Origin of the sequence: Limnochorda sp. LNt, from assembly GCF_035593265.1 — a bacterium.
Classification (GTDB): Bacteria; Bacillota; Limnochordia; order Limnochordales; family Geochordaceae; genus Geochorda; species Geochorda subterranea.
Window position 1 is genome coordinate 140231 of the sequence record NZ_CP141614.1, and the last position, 18809, is coordinate 159039.

Below are 18809 nucleotides of genomic sequence, written 5' to 3' on the forward strand. Positions count from 1 at the left end.
CGAACGGCTCACATGGCGGGAGTGCTGAGGAAAGGGTCTGAAGAGGGGGCTCCGTATCATCATGAGACAAGGGCGAGCGATCTGGGCGATGCTTCTGCTGGCAGCAATCCTGGCTCTGGCCTTCCCTGGCTTCGTCGCGATCGCCGCCGGGGTGGAAGTCGGCCTGGCGGTTGCCAATCTCGGTGCGACGTCGCAGGCTCGCGTGGCCGTCGAGTTCGAGAAGGTCGCCTCATCCAAGGGGTGGACCGTGATCACGACGAATGCAGCCGGATCGTGGAGCACTTTCACCAGCCAGATGGAGAACCTCGTCTCCCGGCGCGTGCGGGCGATCGTGGTGGCGATGGCCGACCTGCCCAGCATCCAGCCAGCCATCGACTCGGCTCTCAGGGCCAACATCCCCGTGGTGGCCATCGACTCGGGGTACGTCCCAGGCATCGTCGTAAACATCACGATGAACAACTTCGTCGCCGGTGCAAAAGTCGCGCAATACCTGGTCGATCGCTTGGGTGGGGAGGGGAATGTCATCCTTTTCAAGTTCCAGCAGCACTTCGGCACCCGCCAGCGCGGTAAGATCATGGATACCGTGCTCACCGAGTACCCGCGAATCAAGGTACTCGCGCAGCACGAGCTTCCACCGGCGGGCTTCGTTCAGGATGCTCAGGCGGCCATGGAGAATTTCCTGGCGAGGTACGGAGACCGCATCGATGCCGTCTTTGCACCATGGGACGACCCTGCGGCAGCCATCGCGCAGGCTATCATGGCAGCCGGATACAAGCGGGATCACATGTTCGTGGTGGGAATCGACGGGACCCGGCAGGCTTACGACATGATACGCGCGGGCACGCCCTTCGTCGCCACCATTGCTCAACCCCTCGAAGCGTACGCGGACGAAGCTGTTCGCATCGTGGAGGAACTGGTCGTGCACGGAAAGACCAAAGAACAGGTAACGGGTGGAGTGCCCACCATCTACCTGGATGCGCCCCTGATCACTCCGGCCAACGTACCCCGCTGATCTAGGTCTCGGCAAGGAGCGCTGGGAGGTCGGCCACCACACAAGGCTCCGGCCCCCAGCGCCCTCAGGAAGGGGCAGACGAGGCCATGCCAGGTCTTGAACCGATCACCGGACCCGACGGTCGAACCCTCATCATCGCTATCGACCATGGAGGTACCTTCGGTCCTATGGAGGGCCTCGAGGACCCGCTGTCAGTGGCCAAAGCCGCCCTCGAAAGCGGCGCCGACGCTCTCATCGTGACACTGGGCTTTGCGAAACGATACCACAGTGCCCTGGCCGGCGCGCCACTCATCGTCCGCGTCGATGGAGGCACCTCCTCCATCGGGCCGGACTGGCGCCGCATGCGCCGGCTGTTCTCTGTAGAGCAGGCGCTCGAAGTAGGGGCCAGGGCCGTCATCGCCATGGGCTTCGTGGGATACGAGGGGGAGGCCGAGTCACTCGGACAACTGGCTGAGGTCTGCGCGGAGTGCATGAAGCTACGCGTGCCCCTGGTTGCCGAGATGCTGCCGGCTGGAAAAGAGGGGGAGACGGATCCCGATAGGCTTGCGCTCGCTGCCCGCATCGGTGCCGAAATCGGAGCCGACCTTGTTAAGACGGGCTATACGGGGTCTCCGGACACCTTCGAAAAGACCGTGCGGGGCTGCTTCGTGCCGGTTGTGGTCCGGGGCGGCCCCAGGATGGCAGACGAGGAGCAGGTCATAGAGACAGCGCGCGGCGCCGTGGCAGCGGGCGCCATCGGGGTTGCGTTTGGCCGCAACGTCTGGCAGAGCTCCGACATGCGCGCCATGATTCGACGGGTGGCGCAGGTCGTCCACTCCCGCCCATGAGGAGGCGCTGCGGTGGGTGATTTCCTGCTGGGCATTGACCTCGGAACCAGCAGCGTGAAGGTCGGCCTGGTCACGGAAGACGGCCGGATCGTGGCCTTCGCCGCGCGCACGTACGAGACCTCTCATCCGTATCCGGGGTGGTCGGAGCAGCAGCCGGAGGAGTGGTGGGCGGCCACCGCCAGCGCCGCTGCATCGGTCATGGAGGCCCTCCCAGCGGACGGACACGTGGTCGGCGTCGGTCTAAGCGGCCAGTCACCGGGTCACGTCGTGGTGGCAGAAGACGGCACGCCTCTGGGCCCGGCCATTATCTGGTCCGATCGGCGAGCAGGTGACGAAGCCAGGCTCATATCGAGCCTGGTGAGCCCCGAGGAAATGCGGCGGTACACGGGGTTCGGTTTCCCTCTCGATGCCTCCAACCCGTTGGCCCGGCTACTTTGGCTGGTGCGTCATCGGGCCAGCTGGATCGCCCGGGCGGCGGCCGTCCTTCAGCCGAAGGATTACATCGCCCTGCGGCTCACAGACAGGATGGCCACGGATCAGTTCAGCGCGTTTTCGGTGGCGCACGTGATCGAGCGCCGTTACCATCCGGACCTCTTTGACCGCCTTGGCCTCCCCATGGGCCTGCTGCCCCCGCTCCTTTCCCCGGAAGAGACTGTGGGGCAGGTGACCTCGGCGGCTTCCGCCGAGACGCGTATTCCGGAGGGCACCCCGGTTAAAATCGGAACCATTGACGCTTGGTGCAGCATGTTCGGTGCTGGCGCCTTGATGCCTGGAGTCGCCGTTGATATTGCGGGCACGTCGGAGGTCATCGCACTGGTAACTGATCGAGCGCCCTACCCCGGCGACGGCGGGCTCATGCCTCTGTGGCCGGGCCTGTTCTTCGCGGGCGGCCCGACTCAGGTGGGAGCGTCCGCACTGGATTGGGTCTGGGGAGCCCTTCTCACGGAGCGGCGGTTGTTCGATCCCGTGGTTCTCGAGCGGACGGCCCAGGGTTCGGAGCCTGGGGCCGGGGGACTGGTTTTTCTACCGTATCTGAGGGGCGAACGTGCCCCGATATGGAATACGCACGCGCGCGGCGTGCTGTTCAATCTGACTGAACGGCACCGGGCCGCTCCCCTGGTTCGGGCCGTCTACGAAGGGGTGGCTTATAGCGTCCGGCATGTGCTGGAAGTCGCTTCGGAGGCCACAGGTCAGGCAGTGTGTGAAGTCCGCGTAACGGGCGGCGGTTCTCGAAGTGCCTTCTGGAATCAAGTCAAGGCAGACGTTCTGGGAGTACCGGTCATTCAGCTGGAATCGCACGAGGGTGCCACTCTGGGCGCGGCCATCCTTGCGGCTTGTCCGGATGGGCGTCCGCAGATGCTGTCCCGCTTGGTACAGCGCATGGTGCGGCCCGCGCGCAGCTACCTGCCGGATATCCGGCACAAAGCCCGTTACGACCGGCTTTTCGAAACCTACAAAGCGCTGTATGCGGCGGTGAAGGACTTATACGAGCCCATCTGAGTGTCGCTTGACAGGCAGAACCGCTTTACCAAAGGGAGTGAAGGGTGCACTCGGGAACGGAACGGGAAAGGAAGGGCGAGATGCGTGGACCAACACGGTCCAGGTACAGCGAAACAGCAGCAGGGCACAACCGGATGATCCTGCGCGATCCATGAGCGCCGGGCTACCGTCCGCCTCATTCCACGGACAGGACACGCGGGTTTCGCCGTACCCGCTCTTCGGAAACAAGTCCCTCAGGACCTTGACTGGAGGATGTCCCGTAGTCCGTGCTGGTATGCTTGAGCTGTCGAAACGGCGGCGCCTCGGAGGAGCCTTCAGAAGGTGAGCGCCACGGTGTAGCATAAGGTTTTCGCCCACGAGACGGGCGGGGGCGGTGCGAGCGCAGGGGGAGGGTGAGCCGGGCTTTTTCGTGGGCCTGTAGCCCGTGTCTCTGTTTGGCCGGTCCCCTCCTGCGAGCACCCGTGGGGGTCTCGGCTGCGTCGACCGGGCCCCCGGCCGGTGGATGCACGCTTACGTGGCCTTGCCGGACGCCCTGCGCGCGGAGCTGAGTACGTGAGTCGTGTTGAGGTGGAGGTCAGTTGCGTATTGCAACCTAGGTCTCAACGGCGCCGGCAAGACCACACTGTTGCGCACCATCAGCGGCCTCATCGAGGGCCAGCCCGAGAAGGGCGAGGTGCGCTTCGACGGCCGTGCCATCACCCGCTGGCAACCCGAGGACGTCGCGGCGCTCGGCATCGCTCACGTCCCCGAAGGCCGGGGGATCTTCGCGGAGCTCACCGTCGAGGAGAACCTGGAGGTGGCCGAGCGGGGGCGACGGGATGCCGATGGCTGCGCTTGGGTACTGAGCCTCTTCCCGGTGCTGGCTGCGAGGCGGCGCCAGAGGGCCGGCACGCTGTCGGGGGGCGAGCAGCAGATGCTGGCCGTCGCCCGCGCCCTCCTGTCACGGCCCAAGCTGCTGATGCTCGACGAGCCATCGACGGGCCTGGCCCCTGCGGTGACCCGGGAGATCTTCAGGGTGCTGGACGAGGTGCGCCGTAACGGCACCGCGGTGCTCCTGGTCGAGCAAAACGCGCGCATGGCGCTGCAGGTCGCCGACTACGGCTACGTCCTCGAAAACGGCCGCATCGTGCTGGAGGGCACCGCTCGAGAGTTGCAGGACAACCCCCACGTCCAGGAGCTCTACCTGGGCGTCTCGATGGAGGCGACCCCCAAGGGCTGGCGCCGCTACCGCAAGCGGCGCCGGTGGAACTGACGGCCCGCCCCGGCTGGCGTTGTACAGTAAGTGGCCACAACCCGCCCCCACCCGCACGGTGCGAAGCGGGTTTGCGGGCCATTCCCCGTAGAAAAACGCGGATGCGCGTAGACACAACCACAAAAGATGTAGCTATTGACACAGCGTGGTAAACGAGTTACGATGTAGGCACGATGTACGTGCGCACCGTCACTTCCAAGGGCATCCAATACGCCCAGCTTGCCCATAACGTCCGGGACCCCAAGACTGGACAGCCCCGGGCCCAGGTGCTGTACACCTTCGGCCGGGTCGACCAGCTCGACCTGGACGCGCTGCGCCGCCTGGTGCGCAGCATCGCCCGGTTCCTGCCCCCCGACGAGCAGGCCCAACTGCAGAAGGATCTCGGCATGGAGTGGCCCTTTCGGTACCTGGGCTCCCTGAAGCTGGGCGGGACGTGGCTTTTGGACGGGCTGTGGCGGCGGCTGGGCATCCAGAAGACCTTGCAGCGCCTGCTCAAGCGCTGCCACTACCAGACCCCCATCGAGCGGCTCCTCTTCGCCATGGTGGCCAACCGGGCCCTGGCGCCGTCCAGCAAGCTCGGCCATCGAGAAGTGGGTGGCGCAGGACGTCTACATCGACCAGCTGCCCGCGGTGGAAGTCCACCAGCTCTACCGGGCCATGGACTTTCTGCTGGAGGCTGCCGAGGCGATCCAGCGCGAGGTCTTCTGGACGCTGGCCAACCTCTTCAACCTCGAAGTGGACGTCATCTTCTTCGATACGACGACGGCGTACTTCGAAATCGAGGGCGAGGACGCCGACGGGTTGCGCCGCTGGGGGCACAGCGCCGATGATCATCCGAAGATGGCCCAGGTGGTCATCGGCTTGCCGTGACCCGGGACGGCATCCCGGTCCGCTGCCGGGTCTGGCCCGGCAACACCGGCGACCAGAACGTCGTGGCCGAGGTCAAACGGGATCTCAACGGCTGGAAGCTCAACCGGGTGGTCGTGGCGTTGGACACGGGCTTCAACTCCGAGGCGAACCGCCGCATCCTGCAGGGCGCCGGCGATCACTACATCATCGGGGAGAAGTTGCGGGTGGGCCCCCAGGGGTGCCCGCGGAGGCGCTGCGCCGGGCGGCAAGTACCGCAGGCTTCCCGACGGGCTGGAGATCAAGGAGGTCGTGGTCGGAGGGGATAGCGCCGCCCGCCGGCGCTTCGTCATCGTCCGCAACCCCGAGGAGGCCGAGCGGGACCGCCAGAAGCGGGAGTCCATCCTGGCCGAGCTTCGCCAGCGGCTCGAAGCGCTCAAACAGAAGCAGGGCGAGGCGCATACCAAGGCAGCCTGCGAGCTGCGGGCCCACGAGACCTTCGGCCGCTACCTGCGCCAGACGTGGGCGCGCGACTGGTCATCGACGCGGCCAAGGTTCGCCGAGAAGCCGCCCTCGACGGGAAGTTCGTGATCAGCAGCTCCGACGACTTTTGCCCGCCGAAGACCTGGTCTACGGCTACAAGCAACTCTGGCAGGTGGAACGGGTGCACCGGCACCTGAAGCACACGGTCGACGTCCGGCCGATGTACCACCGGCTCGACGACCGCATCCGGTCCCACGTGCTGCTGTGCTGGCTGGCCCTCCTCATGATCCGGGTGGCCGAGAACGAGACGGGCCAGACCTGGCGACAGATGCGGGATCTGGTCGCCCCCATCGACGTGGGCCGCCACGCCACCGCCCACGGCGAGGTCTGGCAGGTCCGCCCCCTCACCGAAGAGCAGAAGGCGCTGTTTCAGGCCCTGAAGGTCGACCGACCGCCCCACTACCTGAAGATTGTGACGCCCACCCGAAAAACGGCGTAGATACAACCGCTTTGTCCACCTCAGCCCTTATAGATCCCGTCATGTCGCTCTTTGTCACCTTGAATTGTCGCTACGAGCTGTTCAACGCCAGCCCGGCGCCGGGCGCCGAAGGGGCGTGCCCGCGCTCGACGAACCTGGCCACGCAGGAGAGGGGGCATGGACTCGATGCCAGCATCACGTCGCGTGCCCCAGGTCGCGACCTTCTCCATCGTGGCGTTGGATGCGCCGACGCGCAGCCTGGGGGTGGCGGTGCAGTCCAAGTTCCTCGCGGTGGGAGCGGTGGTGCCGTGGGCCCGCGCAGGCGTGGGGGCCATCGCGACCCAGGCGCTGGCCAACACCGCCTACGGGCCCCGAGGGCTCGAGCTGCTGGCCGAGGGCTTGGAGCCCGAGGAGGTGGCGCGGCGGCTGGTGGCCGACGACGAGGGGCGGGAGGATCGCCAGTTCGGCATCGTCGACGCCCGCGGTCGCAGCGCGGCCTTCACCGGGAGCCGGTGCTTCGAGTGGGCGGGGCACGTGACGGGGCCCGGCTTCGCCGCACAGGGCAACATCCTGGCAGGGCCGGCCGTCGTCGAGGCCATGGCCGACGCCTACTTGCGTACGACGGGGGACCTGGCCGCGCGCCTCGTTGCCGCACTCCACGCCGGTCAGAGGGCAGGCGGTGACCGCCGCGGCCGGCAGTCGGCCGCCATCCTCATCGTCCGGGAGCGGGGCGGCTACGGGGGCTTCAACGACCGCTACATGGATCTGCGGGTCGACGACCACCCCGACCCCATCGGCGAGTTGGAGCGGCTGGTGGGGCTTTATCGCCTCTACTTCGAAAAGGCGCCCGAGCCTGAGTTGGTGCCATTGGAAGGGCCGGTGCTGGCCGAGGTGCAGCAGGCGCTGGCGGCACTGGGGTACCTCTCCCACGCCACGGGCCGCCTCGATGAGGCGACCCGCGAGGCCCTGGCGGCCTGGCACGGCATGGAGAACTTCGAGGAGCGCCAGCACCCGGGCGACGTCGTCGAGCGGGTGGTGTTGGAGTATCTGCGCCGGCAAGCAGAGTCGACCAGGGGGAAAGACCACGCCGGCTAGGAGCGACGTCCAGTCCCTGAGCTGGGTAAAGGCGGGTCGGCGCAGGATGAGTCCGTGCCCCGTGCGCTGATGCACGCGTTGTCTGGGGGTTGGATACTCGGGACCGGTACCCCGACCACGCGCTGGCGCTCCACTGCGAGAGCATCAAACGCGGTGGAGTGAAACCCATTCGCCCTGAGGAGTCTGCTTGGACTGCAAGCGGTCGGGCCAGAGCGCCGACCCTTACCGGTACAGCGCCTCGATCTCCTCCCGGAACCTGGCCATGACGGCCGCCCGTTTCACCTTGAGGGTGGGCGTCACCTCGCCATCCTCGTGGTAGAGGCGCTTGGGCAGGATGGCGAAGCGCTTCACCTGCTCCGGGGTCGAGAGGGTGCGGTTGACCCTGTCCACCTCCTGCTGGATGAGGCGATGGACCTCGGGGCGGGCCGCCAGGTCGCTGTAGGTGGTGAAGGGGATGCGCTGGTCCCGGGCGAAGCGGGTGACGTTCTCCTCGTCGATGACGATGAGGGCCACCAGGTAGCGGCGCCCGTCGCCGATGACCACGGCGTCGTGGATGTAGGGGCTGGCCTTCAGCTTGTTCTCGATCAACTGGGGCGCGACGTTCTTGCCGCCCGCCGTGATGAACAGATCCTTCTTGCGGTCCGTGATGCGAAGGAACCCGTCCTCATCGAACTCGCCCACGTCGCCCGAGTGCAGCCAGCCGTCTCGCAGGGTGGCAGCCGTCGCCTCCGGGTCCTTGAAGTAGCCGACGAAGACGTTGGGGCCCCGCACCAGGATCTCGCCGTCCTCGGCCAGCCTCACCTCGACGCCCGGCAGGGGCCGGCCTACCGTGCCCAGTCGGATCTCGTCGCCCTGGTGGATGGTGGTGGGGCCGCTGCCCTCGGTCTGGCCGTAGACCTCGCGGATGGGGACGCCGATGGCGTGGAAGTACGCCAGTACCTCGGGGGCGATGGGGGCGGCCCCCGAGATGGCCAGCCGTACCCGGTCGAGGCCGAGGCGGCGCTTGAGAGGATGGAGCACCAGGGCATGGCCCACCGCGTAGGCCGCGCTCGCCGCGCCGCGGGCGAGGGACGCCTTCCAGGCGGGCACCGCGTGGACGGCCCGACGGGGCTCGAGCCGGAGGCGGGCGCGGACCCGACCGATGCGGACGGCCAGGCGATAGGCCAGGCGTTTGAAAGGGTCGGCCTCGCGCATGTGCAGCTCCAACTGCGAGTGGATCTTCTCCCAGATGCGGGGCACCGCGAAGAGGATGGTGGGAGAGACCTCGCGCAGATTGGACAGCACGGTGTCGGTGTTCTCCACGAAATGGACGGTGATGCCCCACCGAATGGCGAGGTAGACCGAGACCATCCGCTCGGCGATGTGCGACAGCGGCAGGAAGCTCAGCACCTCGTCGGCCTCGGCCACGGGGTTGGCGCGTGCCAGGGCCTCCGCGGTCCAGAGCAGGTTGCGGTGGGTGAGCATGGCGCCCTTGGGAGGGCCCGTCGTGCCCGACGTGTAGATGATGAGGGCTACGTCGTCGAGCCCGATGCGGCTCGTCCGGCCCTCGACCCACGCGGGCTCGGCCCGCTCGGCCTCCTGCCCCATGCGGAGCAACTCGTCCCAGAAGAGGACCCGGGGATGGCTGAACCGCCGCAGCCCCTTGCGGTCCATGACGACGACCCACTGGAGGTGGGGCAGCCGGTCCCACACCTCCAGCACCTTGTCGAGCTGCTCCTCCCCCTCCACCACGTAGACACGGGCCTCGCTGTGGCCGAGCACGTAGCCCACCTGCTCGGCGCTGGAGGTGGGGTAGACGCCGACGCTGATGCCGCCGCAGGCCAGCACGCCGAGATCGGTGTAGAGCCACTCGGGCCGGTTTTCGCCCACGATACCGACACGGTCTCGCCTCTCCACCCCGAGTCGCCCGAGCCCGCAGGCCACGTGGCGCACGGTCCGGGAGTACTGCGCCCAGCTCGTCTCTTGCCAGATGCCGAGGCGCTTGTGGCGCAGGGCGACACGGCGCCCGAGCCGACCCGCCTGATGGAAGAGGAGGGCAGGCACGCTCGAGAAGGACATCTCGGCTGTGTGGCCGTCGGCGGATGCGTCTCTCGTCGGCGGCGCGCCGGGACCGGTCCGAGCGGCGAGCTCGGCTCGCGAGGATGGGACCCTCCTGGCCGTCGCGGTCCTGCCGTCGGTCTCGAGGGGCATGTGGGTCGCTGCTCCCCCTGCCCCTCATGATACCCGTAAGCGATTACATCATGCAATCGGCACCGAAGGCCGGTTCACTCAGAACATCCCCCTGCGGGCCAGCCACCAGGCCACGCCGCCCATGAGGCCGCCGGTCATCAGCAGGATGATGAGGAAGGCCAGGGGGCTGCCCTGCAGCGGCAGGGCCACGTTCATCCCGTAGAAGCTGGCGATGATGGTGGGCAGTGCCAGCACGATGGTGACCGACGTGAGGAACTTCATCACGATGTTGAGGTTGTTGGAGATGATGGAGGCGAAGGCGTCCATGGTCGTGGTGAGGATGGTCGTGTAGATGTCCGCCATCTCCATGGCCTGGCGGTTTTCCGTGATGACGTCCTCCAGCAGGTCGCGGTCCTCGTCGTACAGCCTCAGGACCGCCGGGGCGACGACGTCCCCGTTGAGGGTGGCCTGCGGGCTGGCTTCCTTGCGCAGGTGGAGGCGCATCAGCTTATCCATCACGATCTGGTTGGCCCGGAGGGCCGTCGTGAAGTAGGTGAGGCTCTTGCTGAGCTCCAGGAGCCGGAAGAGCTCCTCGTTGCGCATCGAGCGGAGGAGCTTGCGCTCGATCTCGTCGGTGAGCCGATCGATCTGGCGGAGGTAGCGCAGGAAGAGCACCGCGGTGTGGTACAGCACCTGCAGCAAGAACATGGTCCGCTTGGCGGTGTGGATCCGGGGCGGCTGCAGCAGGGACTGGAAGACCTCGTTGGGCTCGAGGCAGACGGTCACGAGGTGAGCGGTCGTGACGATGACGGCGACGGGCAGGGTCTCGAAGTGGGTGAAGGCGTCGTGATGCCGGAGCACGGGGCAGCGCAACAGGATGAGCACCCGCTGGCCCTCGACCTCCAGGCGGGGCTGCTCCTCGGCGTCGAGCGCGGCGCGCAGGAAGTCCTCCGGGACGTCCAGCGCCCCCGAGACACGCGCGAGCTCCTGATCGCTGGGAGCCACCAGGTGCACCCACGAGTTGCGCTCGGCGATGTCATCGGTCGAGTGCAGCACCCCTTCTCGGGTGACGTGGGCCTGGATCATTCATGTCCACCACCGCCTTCGCGAAGCGTGCGCCCCCTGCTCGGGGCTCATGCCGGCCCTGCATGGTTCGGCTCACCCGGGAGCCTCCCCTTGTCCGTGGGCGTCATGAGCGCTGCCGCAGATCCCGGATGCGCCCTTGGGAGCGGACCAGGAGATCCCGCAGTTGCGCCAAGCCCCGGTCGGCTCGCAGGGCGACCGACTCGCCCTGGATGTACAGCTCGGCGCGCTGCGCCCCACCCGGCCGGCGGGAGAGGCTGACGATAAGGTCGGGGACCGGGCTGTAGAGCATCGTCACCTGGTCGCGGCCGTCGCCCTCGGCCCGTCGCGGCAGCTGCGCCATGCTGGCCAGGGCCTGGACGAGCCCGTCCAGCTCCGACTCGGGCACCAATGCCACGGCCTCGAAGCCGTCCGGTGTCGCGGGCGGCAACCGCAGCTCCACGCTGAACTGCGCCGGCTCGCCCTCCACCTGAAGCCTCAGCAGGCGCACCGAGACGGCCCGGCCCGCCTCCTCGAGGCTCACCTCGCCGATGGCCCAGTAGTCGGCCACGGCCAGCGCTCCGATCGGCACCTCGTAGGGAGGCAGCGACAGCCCCTGCGCCGAGGCCGGCGGAGCTGGACTCGCCACCCCGAGCGCGCCCCACAAGAGCCCGAATGCCACCAGGCCCCGCCAGGCAAGGGAGGTGGCACGCCTCGCCAAGCACGACCGTACCCAGGTCCCCATGCCCCTCGCCACCCTCCGCCCCCCGTGACGCTCACCATGGCCAACCGGGGCCTCCCCGGCCACTTTAGCACGTCCCCCCGAGGTTGCAAGGGGGTGGGGACCGGCACCGCCGGCGCGGCGGCGCCGCGGTCTGCCGCCGTGACGGAGACCGGTGCGCTATCATGTCCCGGGAAAGGATGCCGAAGGGGAGCGTACGATGTCGACCTCTCACAAGCGGTGGCGCATCGCCCTCGTCGCGGCCATCATCGCGGTCGGGCTGGCGGGGGCGGCGGTCTGGGGCTATGGCCGGTGGCAAACCCCTACGTTTCGGGGGCTGGCGATCTCTCCCCCCTACCCCGCGCCTGACTTCGTGCTGACCGATCAGCACGGCCAGCCCTTCCAGCTGGCAGCCCTGCGCGGGCGCCCGGTGCTGGTCTTCTTCGGGTACACCTTCTGTCCCGACGTCTGTCCGGGCACCATGGTGCAGTACAGAGCCGTGCGGCAGGCGCTCGGCGCGGACGCCGACCGGGTGGGGCTGCTCTTCGTGACGGTCGATCCGGAGCGAGACACGCCGGAGCGCCTGGCGGAGTACGTGGGTCACTTCGATGCGGCCATCGTCGGGCTGACAGGCTCGCCGGCCACCGTCGAGCACGTGATGCACCGGTGGGGCGTCTTTGCCGAGAAGGTGCCGGTGCCCGGATCGGCGACGGGCTACCTGATCAACCACACCGCGGCGCTGTACCTCGTCGGCCCCGACGGCATGGTGAGGGTCATGCACCCGTACGGCACCCCCACAGCCGACATCGTCCACGACGTACGGGGCCTGCTTCGCCAGTCGGCGGGCTCCGCCCCGGCCCGGGTGCTGGTGCGGGACGCCTGGGCCCGACCGGCCGCCTCCGGTGACACCAGCGCCGTCTACCTGACGCTCGTCAACCCCACGCAGAGCCCCGACCGGCTCCTCGAGGTGAGGACGGACGTGGCGCGGGCAACGGAGATCCACGAGACGCGCATGGAGGGCGACGTCATGCGCATGGAGCCCGTGCACGCCGTGGAGGTGCCTGCCCGGGGAGAGGCGGTGTTGCGACCGGGCGGGCTGCACATCATGCTGGTCGGCCTGGAGAGGAACCTGCGGCAAGGGGACCGGGTCTCGGTCGTGCTGCGCTTCGAGAGGGCCGGCGAGGTGCCAGCAGACGTGCCGGTGCGCCAGCAGACATCCTGAGGCGGTCACCCCGGGGGTGCCGTCGGCCTCGCGCGGGACCGGTCCACCGAGGGACTTGAGGAGGCACCTATATTCCCCTAGAATATAGTTGCACCACGAAGCGTCACTCGGGGGCGAGCAGGCAGCGGTGGAGGGGCAGCCAGGCGCCGACGGGCCCGGGTACGGTCGGAGGGGACGGCACGGGAGGCACCGGGGCGGACCGATGAGGGGCGGTGGGGCGTTGCTGCCCTGGATCCTGCTCTGGCTGGCGGAGTCGCCGTCCCACGGGTACGAGCTGCTCGAGCGCAGCGCCCGCGAGGGCCCCGCCCCACGACCCCCCCTGCCGGGCAGCCTCTACCGGTGGCTGCGAGGACTCGAGGGCCAGGGGCTCGTGCGCTCCCGCTGGGAGGCCGGCGAGACGGGGCCGGCGCGTCGGCGCTACGTCCTGACCGACGCGGGGTGGGTGCTCCTGGACCGGGTGGCCCTACGCCTCGCCCAAGAGCGTCGCTGCCTGGACGAGTGGCTGGAGCGTTATCAGCATCTCCGGGCGGATCGCCCGGCAGGAGACGGCCAGCCGCCACCCTTTCCCCCCGCACCCGAGCGCTTCACGCAGGAGGGGTGAGCCCAGATGGACGGTTGGCGCTGGATGAGGCCCGGACCATGGGCCAAGGGCGGCTGGGGGCCCCTGCCGTGGATGCACGGGGCTGGTCCCGGGCCGGCAGGGCCACGGGGATGGTGGCGGCGCTTCGCGACCCGCCAGGAGCAGCTCGAGTGGCTCCGGGCCTACCTGGACGATCTCCGGCAGGAGGTCCAGGCGGTGGAGGAGCGTATCGAGGAGCTCGAGCGTCGCCAGCGGCCGGACCAGCCGCCGGCGACGCCTGCCTGAGGGAGGGCCTGCGGGCGGCGTCGGGCAGGAGGCGGGGCGCGACGCGCCTAACAGGCTTGCTCGGCTGCGGGACCCGAAGGGAGCAGGGCGGATGATCCTGGTCTTGCGCATCCTGTTCTACGTGCAGCTGCTGCTGGGAGCGGGGCGCTTCATGGGGCTGATCCGCAACGAGCGGGTCTGGGAGACGCACTTCACCCTGGCTCTCGTCATCGCTGTCCTGGCGTTGGTCGCCTTCCGGGGGCGTGCCCAAGAGCAGGCGCCCGGCCTGGTGACGGCCGCCCGCCTCACGCCGCTGCTCCCCCTGGCGACGGGCCTGGCCATCTTTGCAGGGGCTGCAGGCGGACGCGCCTTCGTCTTGCTGCACATCCTCCTGGCCCTGACGGCTCTCTCCCTCATCGAGATGGCGTCGGCCCGGCTGCGCAAGGCGGGGGCCGGCACCAAGGCGGGGTGAGATGGTGACATCGCCCCAGACGCCACCCAGGCGCCTGCTGACCTCCCGGGATCTGCTGGCGATGCGCTTCGCCGGCGACGTGCAGATCTCGCCCGACGGGCGACGCGTCGCCTGGGTGGAGCGCTGGATCGATCCGGAGCAAGACACGTACCGCTCGCGCATCATGGTGGCGCCGCTGGATGGGTCCTCCCCGCCGATGGCCTTCACGGCCGGGACGGCCCAGGACCGGGCGCCGCGCTGGTCTCCTGACGGACGATGGCTGGCCTTCTTGTCCAACCGGGCCAGCGCTGCGGGGGCAGGGGCGATGCGGGCGGACCACGCCCCTGGCGCAGCCGGAGCAGCGCCGCCCTTCCAGCTCTACGTGATGCCGGCCTTCGGCGGCGAGGCGCGACCCCTCACCCAGTTGAAGCATGGTGCCGGCACGCCGCTGTGGTCGCCCGACAGCCGGCGGATCGCCTTCATCGCGCCCATGGACCCGGCTCGGGGGATCGAGCGGCTCGGCGACGAGGACCCCACCGACAAGGACCCCTATTTCCGGCACAATCGGGACGTCAAGGTGATCACCCGCCTCCACCACAAGGAGGACGGCACCGGCTTCCTCGACAATCGGCGATGGCACCTGCTGCTGGTGGCCGTCGAGCCGGAGGGCAACGAGAGCCCTGCCGTGGTGGCCCTGACCAGCGGCGCCTTCGACATCCACTCCGCCGACTGGGCGCCTGACGGGCGGCACCTGGGGGTCGTGACCAACCCGGATCCCGAGGCGGACTACCAGCGCTGGACCGACGTCTACCTGGTGCCGACCGACGTCTCGTCACCCGTGACGCCGTCGGTGCGATTGACGGCGTCGGACCTGCGGATCACGGCAGTGCGCTTCTCGCCCGACGGGCAGCGCATCGCCTACACCGCCCACGACCTGGTCGACGACTTCTACAGCAACCACCACCTCTTCGTGCAGGAGGCCGGTCCGGGCGGCCAGCGGGTCTGCCTGACCCGGACCGACGACCTGACCGTGGGCAACGAGGTGCTGCACGACGTGGCGGGCGACGCGGGGCGCGCCTTCGTCTGGAGCGGTGACGCCTCGGTCATCTACGCCACGGTCAGCCGCCGCGGGGCGGTGGACCTCTTCCGGTTGGAGGCGTCGGGTGACGCTCCCGCTGCCCGCCCGCTGACGGAGGGGCCCCACGTGGTGCACGACTTCGATGTGCACGGCCCGACGGGCCGGGTGGCGCTGCTGCTCATCGACGAGGTCTCGCCCGGCGACGTGTGGGCCGGGCACCTGGACGGGGCGCGGGTCGCCCACCTGCGCCGCCTGTCGGCCACCAACGACGGATGGCTCAAGGGCGTGCAGCTGGTGCGGCCCGAGCGGTTCGAGTTCCGGTCCGACGACGGCACGCCCCTCGAGGGGTGGGTGATGCGGCCGGCCTCCTTCGAGCCCGGACGGCGCTACCCCGCCGTGCTGCAGATCCACGGCGGCCCCATGGCGATGTATGGGTACGCCTTCTTCTTCGAGTTCCAGCTGCTGGCCGCTAACGGCTACGCCGTCTTCTACACCAACCCCCGGGGCAGCCAGGGCTATGGTCAGGCCTTCTGCGCGGCCATCCGGGGCCAGTGGGGCGACAAGGACTACCGCGACGTCATGGCCCTGGTCGACGAGGTGGTACGGCGGTTCGACTTCATCGACCCCGACCGGCTGGGGGTGGCCGGCGGCAGCTACGGTGGCTTCATGACCAACTGGATCATCGGCCACACCGACCGCTTCAAGGCCGCGGTGACGATGCGGAGCGTCACCAACGAGTACAGCTTCTTCGGCACCAGCGACATCGGCTACCTGGACCTCTACGACCTGCGGGCCGCACCCTGGCAGCGCCCCGAGGCCTATCTGGGCATGTCGCCCATCCACTTCGCCGACCGCATCCGGACGCCGACCCTCATCATCCACTCGGAGCAGGACCTGCGCTGCCCCATCGAGCAGGCCGAGCAGCTCTTCGTGGCGCTCAAGGTGCGCAAGGTGCCGACGGAGTTCGTACGGTTCGCGGGGGAGAGCCACGGTCTCAGTCGCAACGGCAAGCCGTGGCACCGGGTCTTCCGACTGGACCGCATCGTCGACTGGTTGGACCGGTACCTCAAGGGCTGATGCATACCGACCGGCGGCCGCCCGTACAGTGGGAGGGGCGAGCCCTCGGGACCTTGTACCGTCACTCGCCTCGACGGAGGGATGGCTGTGGCCGGTCGGGCCCTCCTCATCGGCGCCGTACGCCTGCGCGCGCTGGTGCTGGCGGCACTGGCCGTCGCCGGGGTGGTGGTGGCGCTCACGCTGATGCGCCACACGCCTGCGACGCTGCCTCAGGCCGTGGCGAGGGTGCAGGGCGGGCCGCTGGCGCCTCAACTGCATGCCCTGGTGGCCTTCCGGGCCGTGCCGGGAGGCGTCGAGGTGAGTGTCGAGGCCGAGGGTCTGCCGCCGTACCTGGCCGGAGATCCCCCGATCGGACCCCACGGTTTTCACCTCCACGAGGTCGGCGACTGCACGGTGGGCGACCCGGCCGAGCCCTTCCTGGCAGCGGGCGGCCACTACAATCCCGACGGCCAGCGCCACGGCAACCACGCCGGCGACTTCCCCGTGCTCTTCTCCAACGCCGGCGTCGCCCGGATGCGCTTCTTCACGGACCGCCTCCGCATCGACGACGTCGTCGGCCGCGCCGTCATCATCCACGAAAACCCCGACGACTACCGCACCGATCCAGCCGGCAACTCGGGGCGCCGCCTGGGCTGCGGCGTCGTGACGCGAGCGGGACCGCAGTAGCAGGGCTGCCCTGCCTTCCATATGGATGAGGCATCGATGGACCGTCTCGGAAGGCAGGGTGTGCAGCGTGGCCGAAGGACCCTTCGCGACCCGGGCCGAGCTGGCAGAGGTGGCGGATCGCTTGGAGTCGGCCTCTCCCGAGGCGATCCTGGCCTGGGCCCTGGAGGCCTACGGGCCGGGGATATGCCTGGCTTGCGGCTTCGGCGCCGAGGACATGGTGTTGCTGGACATGGTGGCCGGCATCCGCCCCGGAGTGGACGTCTTCTACCTCGACACGGGGCTCTTGTTTGACGAGACCTACCGGCTCATCCAGCGTGTGGCCGAGACCTACCCCGTGCGGATCATCCGGGTGGAGCCGGTCGTGAGCCTGGAAGAGCAGACGGCCGAGTACGGCCCCGAGCTGTGGAGCCGCGACCCCGACCGATGCTGTGCCCTGCGCAAGGTGGAGCCGCTGCAGCGGTTCTTGCAGGGGTACCGTGCCTGGATCACCGGCTTGAGGCGACAGCAGTCGCCCACCCGGGCCGGCATCAGGCCGGTGGAATGGGACCGGCGCTTCGGGCTCGTCAAGGTCAACCCGCTGTTTCGCTGGACCCGTGACGAGGTCTGGGGGTACATCCGCGAGCGTGGCGTCCCTTACAACCCCCTGCACGACCGCGGCTACCCCAGCATCGGATGCTGGCCCTGCACCACCGCCGTGGCACCGGGGGAGGACGAGCGGGCCGGGCGATGGCGTGGCCACCAAAAGACCGAGTGCGGGCTGCATGGGGCGCGGGGGGGCTGAGCCGTGTCGCTCGTCACCCCGTACGGAGGGCGGCTCGTGGACCGCACGGTCTCGGGCGTGACGGCCGCCTCGCTGCGGGACGCGGCCCGCCACCTGCCGCGGCTGCCCCTCTCCGGCGTCGAAGAGGCCGACCTCCGGCTCATCGCGTGCGGCGCCTACAGCCCGCTGGAGGGCTTCATGGACCGGGAGACGTATGCCTGCGTGCTGAGCCGGATGACGCTCCCGTCGGGCCTGCCGTGGACCGTGCCGGTCGTGCTGCGCGTCGACCCCGCGCGGGCCCGCCGGCTCGCTCCTGGCGACCGGGTATCGCTCTGTGCGGCCGGGCCGGGCCCGACCGGGGACGGGCGCGAGGACAGCCGGCGCGGGACGGGCACCGGGGCCCTCGGCGTGCTGGAGGTGCGCGACGTCTTCCCCGCCGACCCGCTGGCGGAGGCCCGGGCCGTCTACGGCACCGAGTCGCCCCAGCATCCCGCCGTCGCCCGGCTCCTCGCCTCGCCCGGCTGGTGCGTCGGCGGGCCGGTCAGGGTGTGGGCGACGCCGCTGTTGCCGCCCTGGGCGCTGACGCCGGCGGAGACCCGCGCCTACTTCGAGACCATGGGTTGGAGCCGCGTGGTGGGCTTCCAGACCCGCAACCCGGTGCACCGCGCCCACGAGCACCTGCAGAAGTGCGCGCTGGAGATGGTGGATGGCCTCTTGCTCCATCCGCTGGTGGGGCCGACCCGGGAGGAGGACCTGCCGGCGGAGATCCGGTGGCGGGCCTGCGAAATCCTGGTGCACCACTACTACCCGCCCGACCGGGTCCTCCTGTCCGGCTTCGCGGCCGCCATGCGCTACGCCGGGCCCCGGGAGGCCGTCTTCCACGCGGTGGTGCGCCGCAACTTCGGGTGCAGTCACTTCGTGGTGGGCCGGGATCACGCCGGGGTCGGCTCGTTTTACGGGCCGCTCGACGCACAGCGCATCTTCGACCGTTTGGACCCGGCCCTGCTGGGCGTCGAGGTCCTGCGATTCGGGGCTGCGTCTTATTGCCGGCGCTGCCGCTCGATGGTCACCGACAAGAGCTGCCCTCACCCGCCGGCGATTCGGGTCTCGTTGAGCGGCACCGAGCTCCGCCGCCGCCTGCGGGAGGGCCGGGGCCTGCCCTCCGAACTGGCGCGGCCGGAGGTGGCCGCCTTCCTTCTCCGCCTCGCGCAAAAGAGGGCTTGACCGATTAGGGGCCGAATGAAAGGATCCCGGGTCGGGAAGCTT

16 protein-coding genes and 1 pseudogene are annotated in these 18809 nt (G+C 69.2%); 14 read left to right on the forward strand and 3 right to left on the reverse strand.

What is annotated here, in order from left to right; translation table 11 throughout:
- Nucleotides 1-61 precede the first annotated feature (61 nt).
- The 6 genes and pseudogenes from VLY81_RS00740 to VLY81_RS00780 all read left to right on the forward strand — a co-directional run bounded on the left by VLY81_RS00740 (nucleotide 62) and on the right by VLY81_RS00780 (nucleotide 7493).
- Nucleotides 62-1012, forward strand: a complete 951-nt coding sequence (locus tag VLY81_RS00740; RefSeq protein ID WP_324669102.1) for a sugar ABC transporter substrate-binding protein — start codon at nucleotides 62-64, stop codon at nucleotides 1010-1012.
- 86 nt (nucleotides 1013-1098) lie between these two features.
- A complete protein-coding gene (locus VLY81_RS00745; protein ID WP_324669103.1) occupies nucleotides 1099-1839 on the forward strand; it encodes a class I fructose-bisphosphate aldolase in 741 nt (246 codons plus the stop codon).
- Between the two features lie 12 nt (nucleotides 1840-1851).
- Nucleotides 1852-3339, forward strand: a complete 1488-nt coding sequence (locus VLY81_RS00750) for a xylulokinase (RefSeq protein WP_324669104.1) — start codon at nucleotides 1852-1854, stop codon at nucleotides 3337-3339.
- A 559-nt stretch (nucleotides 3340-3898) separates the two neighbouring features.
- Nucleotides 3899-4591: an ABC transporter ATP-binding protein gene (locus tag VLY81_RS00755; RefSeq protein WP_324669105.1), complete on the forward strand. Its 693-nt coding sequence runs from the start codon at nucleotides 3899-3901 to the stop codon at nucleotides 4589-4591.
- Between the two features lie 173 nt (nucleotides 4592-4764).
- Nucleotides 4765-6419, forward strand: a pseudogene (locus VLY81_RS14860) (IS1634 family transposase).
- 165 nt (nucleotides 6420-6584) lie between these two features.
- Nucleotides 6585-7493, forward strand: coding sequence for a DUF1028 domain-containing protein (locus VLY81_RS00780; protein ID WP_324669109.1), 909 nt, complete (start codon nucleotides 6585-6587; stop codon nucleotides 7491-7493).
- 222 nt (nucleotides 7494-7715) lie between these two features.
- On the opposite strand, the gene VLY81_RS00785 is transcribed toward VLY81_RS00780, so the two are convergent.
- From VLY81_RS00785 to VLY81_RS00795, 3 genes are all read right to left on the reverse strand, one after another.
- Complete coding sequence (locus VLY81_RS00785; RefSeq protein ID WP_324669110.1) at nucleotides 7716-9551, reverse strand: AMP-dependent synthetase/ligase; 1836 nt, start codon at nucleotides 9549-9551, stop codon at nucleotides 7716-7718.
- Between the two features lie 210 nt (nucleotides 9552-9761).
- Complete coding sequence (locus VLY81_RS00790) at nucleotides 9762-10748, reverse strand: magnesium transporter CorA family protein (RefSeq protein WP_324669111.1); 987 nt, start codon at nucleotides 10746-10748, stop codon at nucleotides 9762-9764.
- A gap of 103 nt (nucleotides 10749-10851) precedes the next feature.
- Entirely contained in the window at nucleotides 10852-11445 is a 594-nt protein-coding gene (locus tag VLY81_RS00795; RefSeq protein WP_324669113.1) for a hypothetical protein, read from the reverse strand.
- Nucleotides 11446-11665: 220 nt separating this feature from the next.
- Here VLY81_RS00795 and VLY81_RS00800 point away from each other — a divergent pair, with 220 nt between their 5' ends.
- From VLY81_RS00800 to sat, 8 genes are all read left to right on the forward strand, one after another.
- A complete protein-coding gene (locus tag VLY81_RS00800) occupies nucleotides 11666-12667 on the forward strand; it encodes an SCO family protein (protein WP_324669114.1) in 1002 nt (333 codons plus the stop codon).
- A 220-nt stretch (nucleotides 12668-12887) separates the two neighbouring features.
- The gene (locus tag VLY81_RS00805; protein ID WP_324669115.1) at nucleotides 12888-13268 is read left to right on the forward strand and encodes a PadR family transcriptional regulator; all 381 of its coding nucleotides are present in this window, start codon (nucleotides 12888-12890) and stop codon (nucleotides 13266-13268) included.
- A 6-nt stretch (nucleotides 13269-13274) separates the two neighbouring features.
- Nucleotides 13275-13532, forward strand: a complete 258-nt coding sequence (locus VLY81_RS00810; RefSeq protein WP_324669116.1) for a hypothetical protein — start codon at nucleotides 13275-13277, stop codon at nucleotides 13530-13532.
- 91 nt (nucleotides 13533-13623) lie between these two features.
- A complete protein-coding gene (locus VLY81_RS00815) occupies nucleotides 13624-13983 on the forward strand; it encodes a hypothetical protein (RefSeq protein ID WP_324669118.1) in 360 nt (119 codons plus the stop codon).
- Nucleotide 13984: 1 nt separating this feature from the next.
- Nucleotides 13985-16117 (forward strand): S9 family peptidase, encoded by a 2133-nt coding sequence (locus VLY81_RS00820; RefSeq protein WP_324669120.1) that lies wholly within the window; start codon nucleotides 13985-13987, stop codon nucleotides 16115-16117.
- Between the two features lie 183 nt (nucleotides 16118-16300).
- A complete protein-coding gene (locus VLY81_RS00825; protein ID WP_405001399.1) occupies nucleotides 16301-16783 on the forward strand; it encodes a superoxide dismutase family protein in 483 nt (160 codons plus the stop codon).
- A 67-nt stretch (nucleotides 16784-16850) separates the two neighbouring features.
- Nucleotides 16851-17564 (forward strand): phosphoadenylyl-sulfate reductase, encoded by a 714-nt coding sequence (locus VLY81_RS00830; protein ID WP_324669122.1) that lies wholly within the window; start codon nucleotides 16851-16853, stop codon nucleotides 17562-17564.
- Between the two features lie 3 nt (nucleotides 17565-17567).
- Entirely contained in the window at nucleotides 17568-18767 is a 1200-nt protein-coding gene (sat, locus tag VLY81_RS00835; RefSeq protein ID WP_324669123.1) for a sulfate adenylyltransferase, read from the forward strand.
- The last annotated feature ends 42 nt before the right edge of the window (nucleotides 18768-18809 follow it).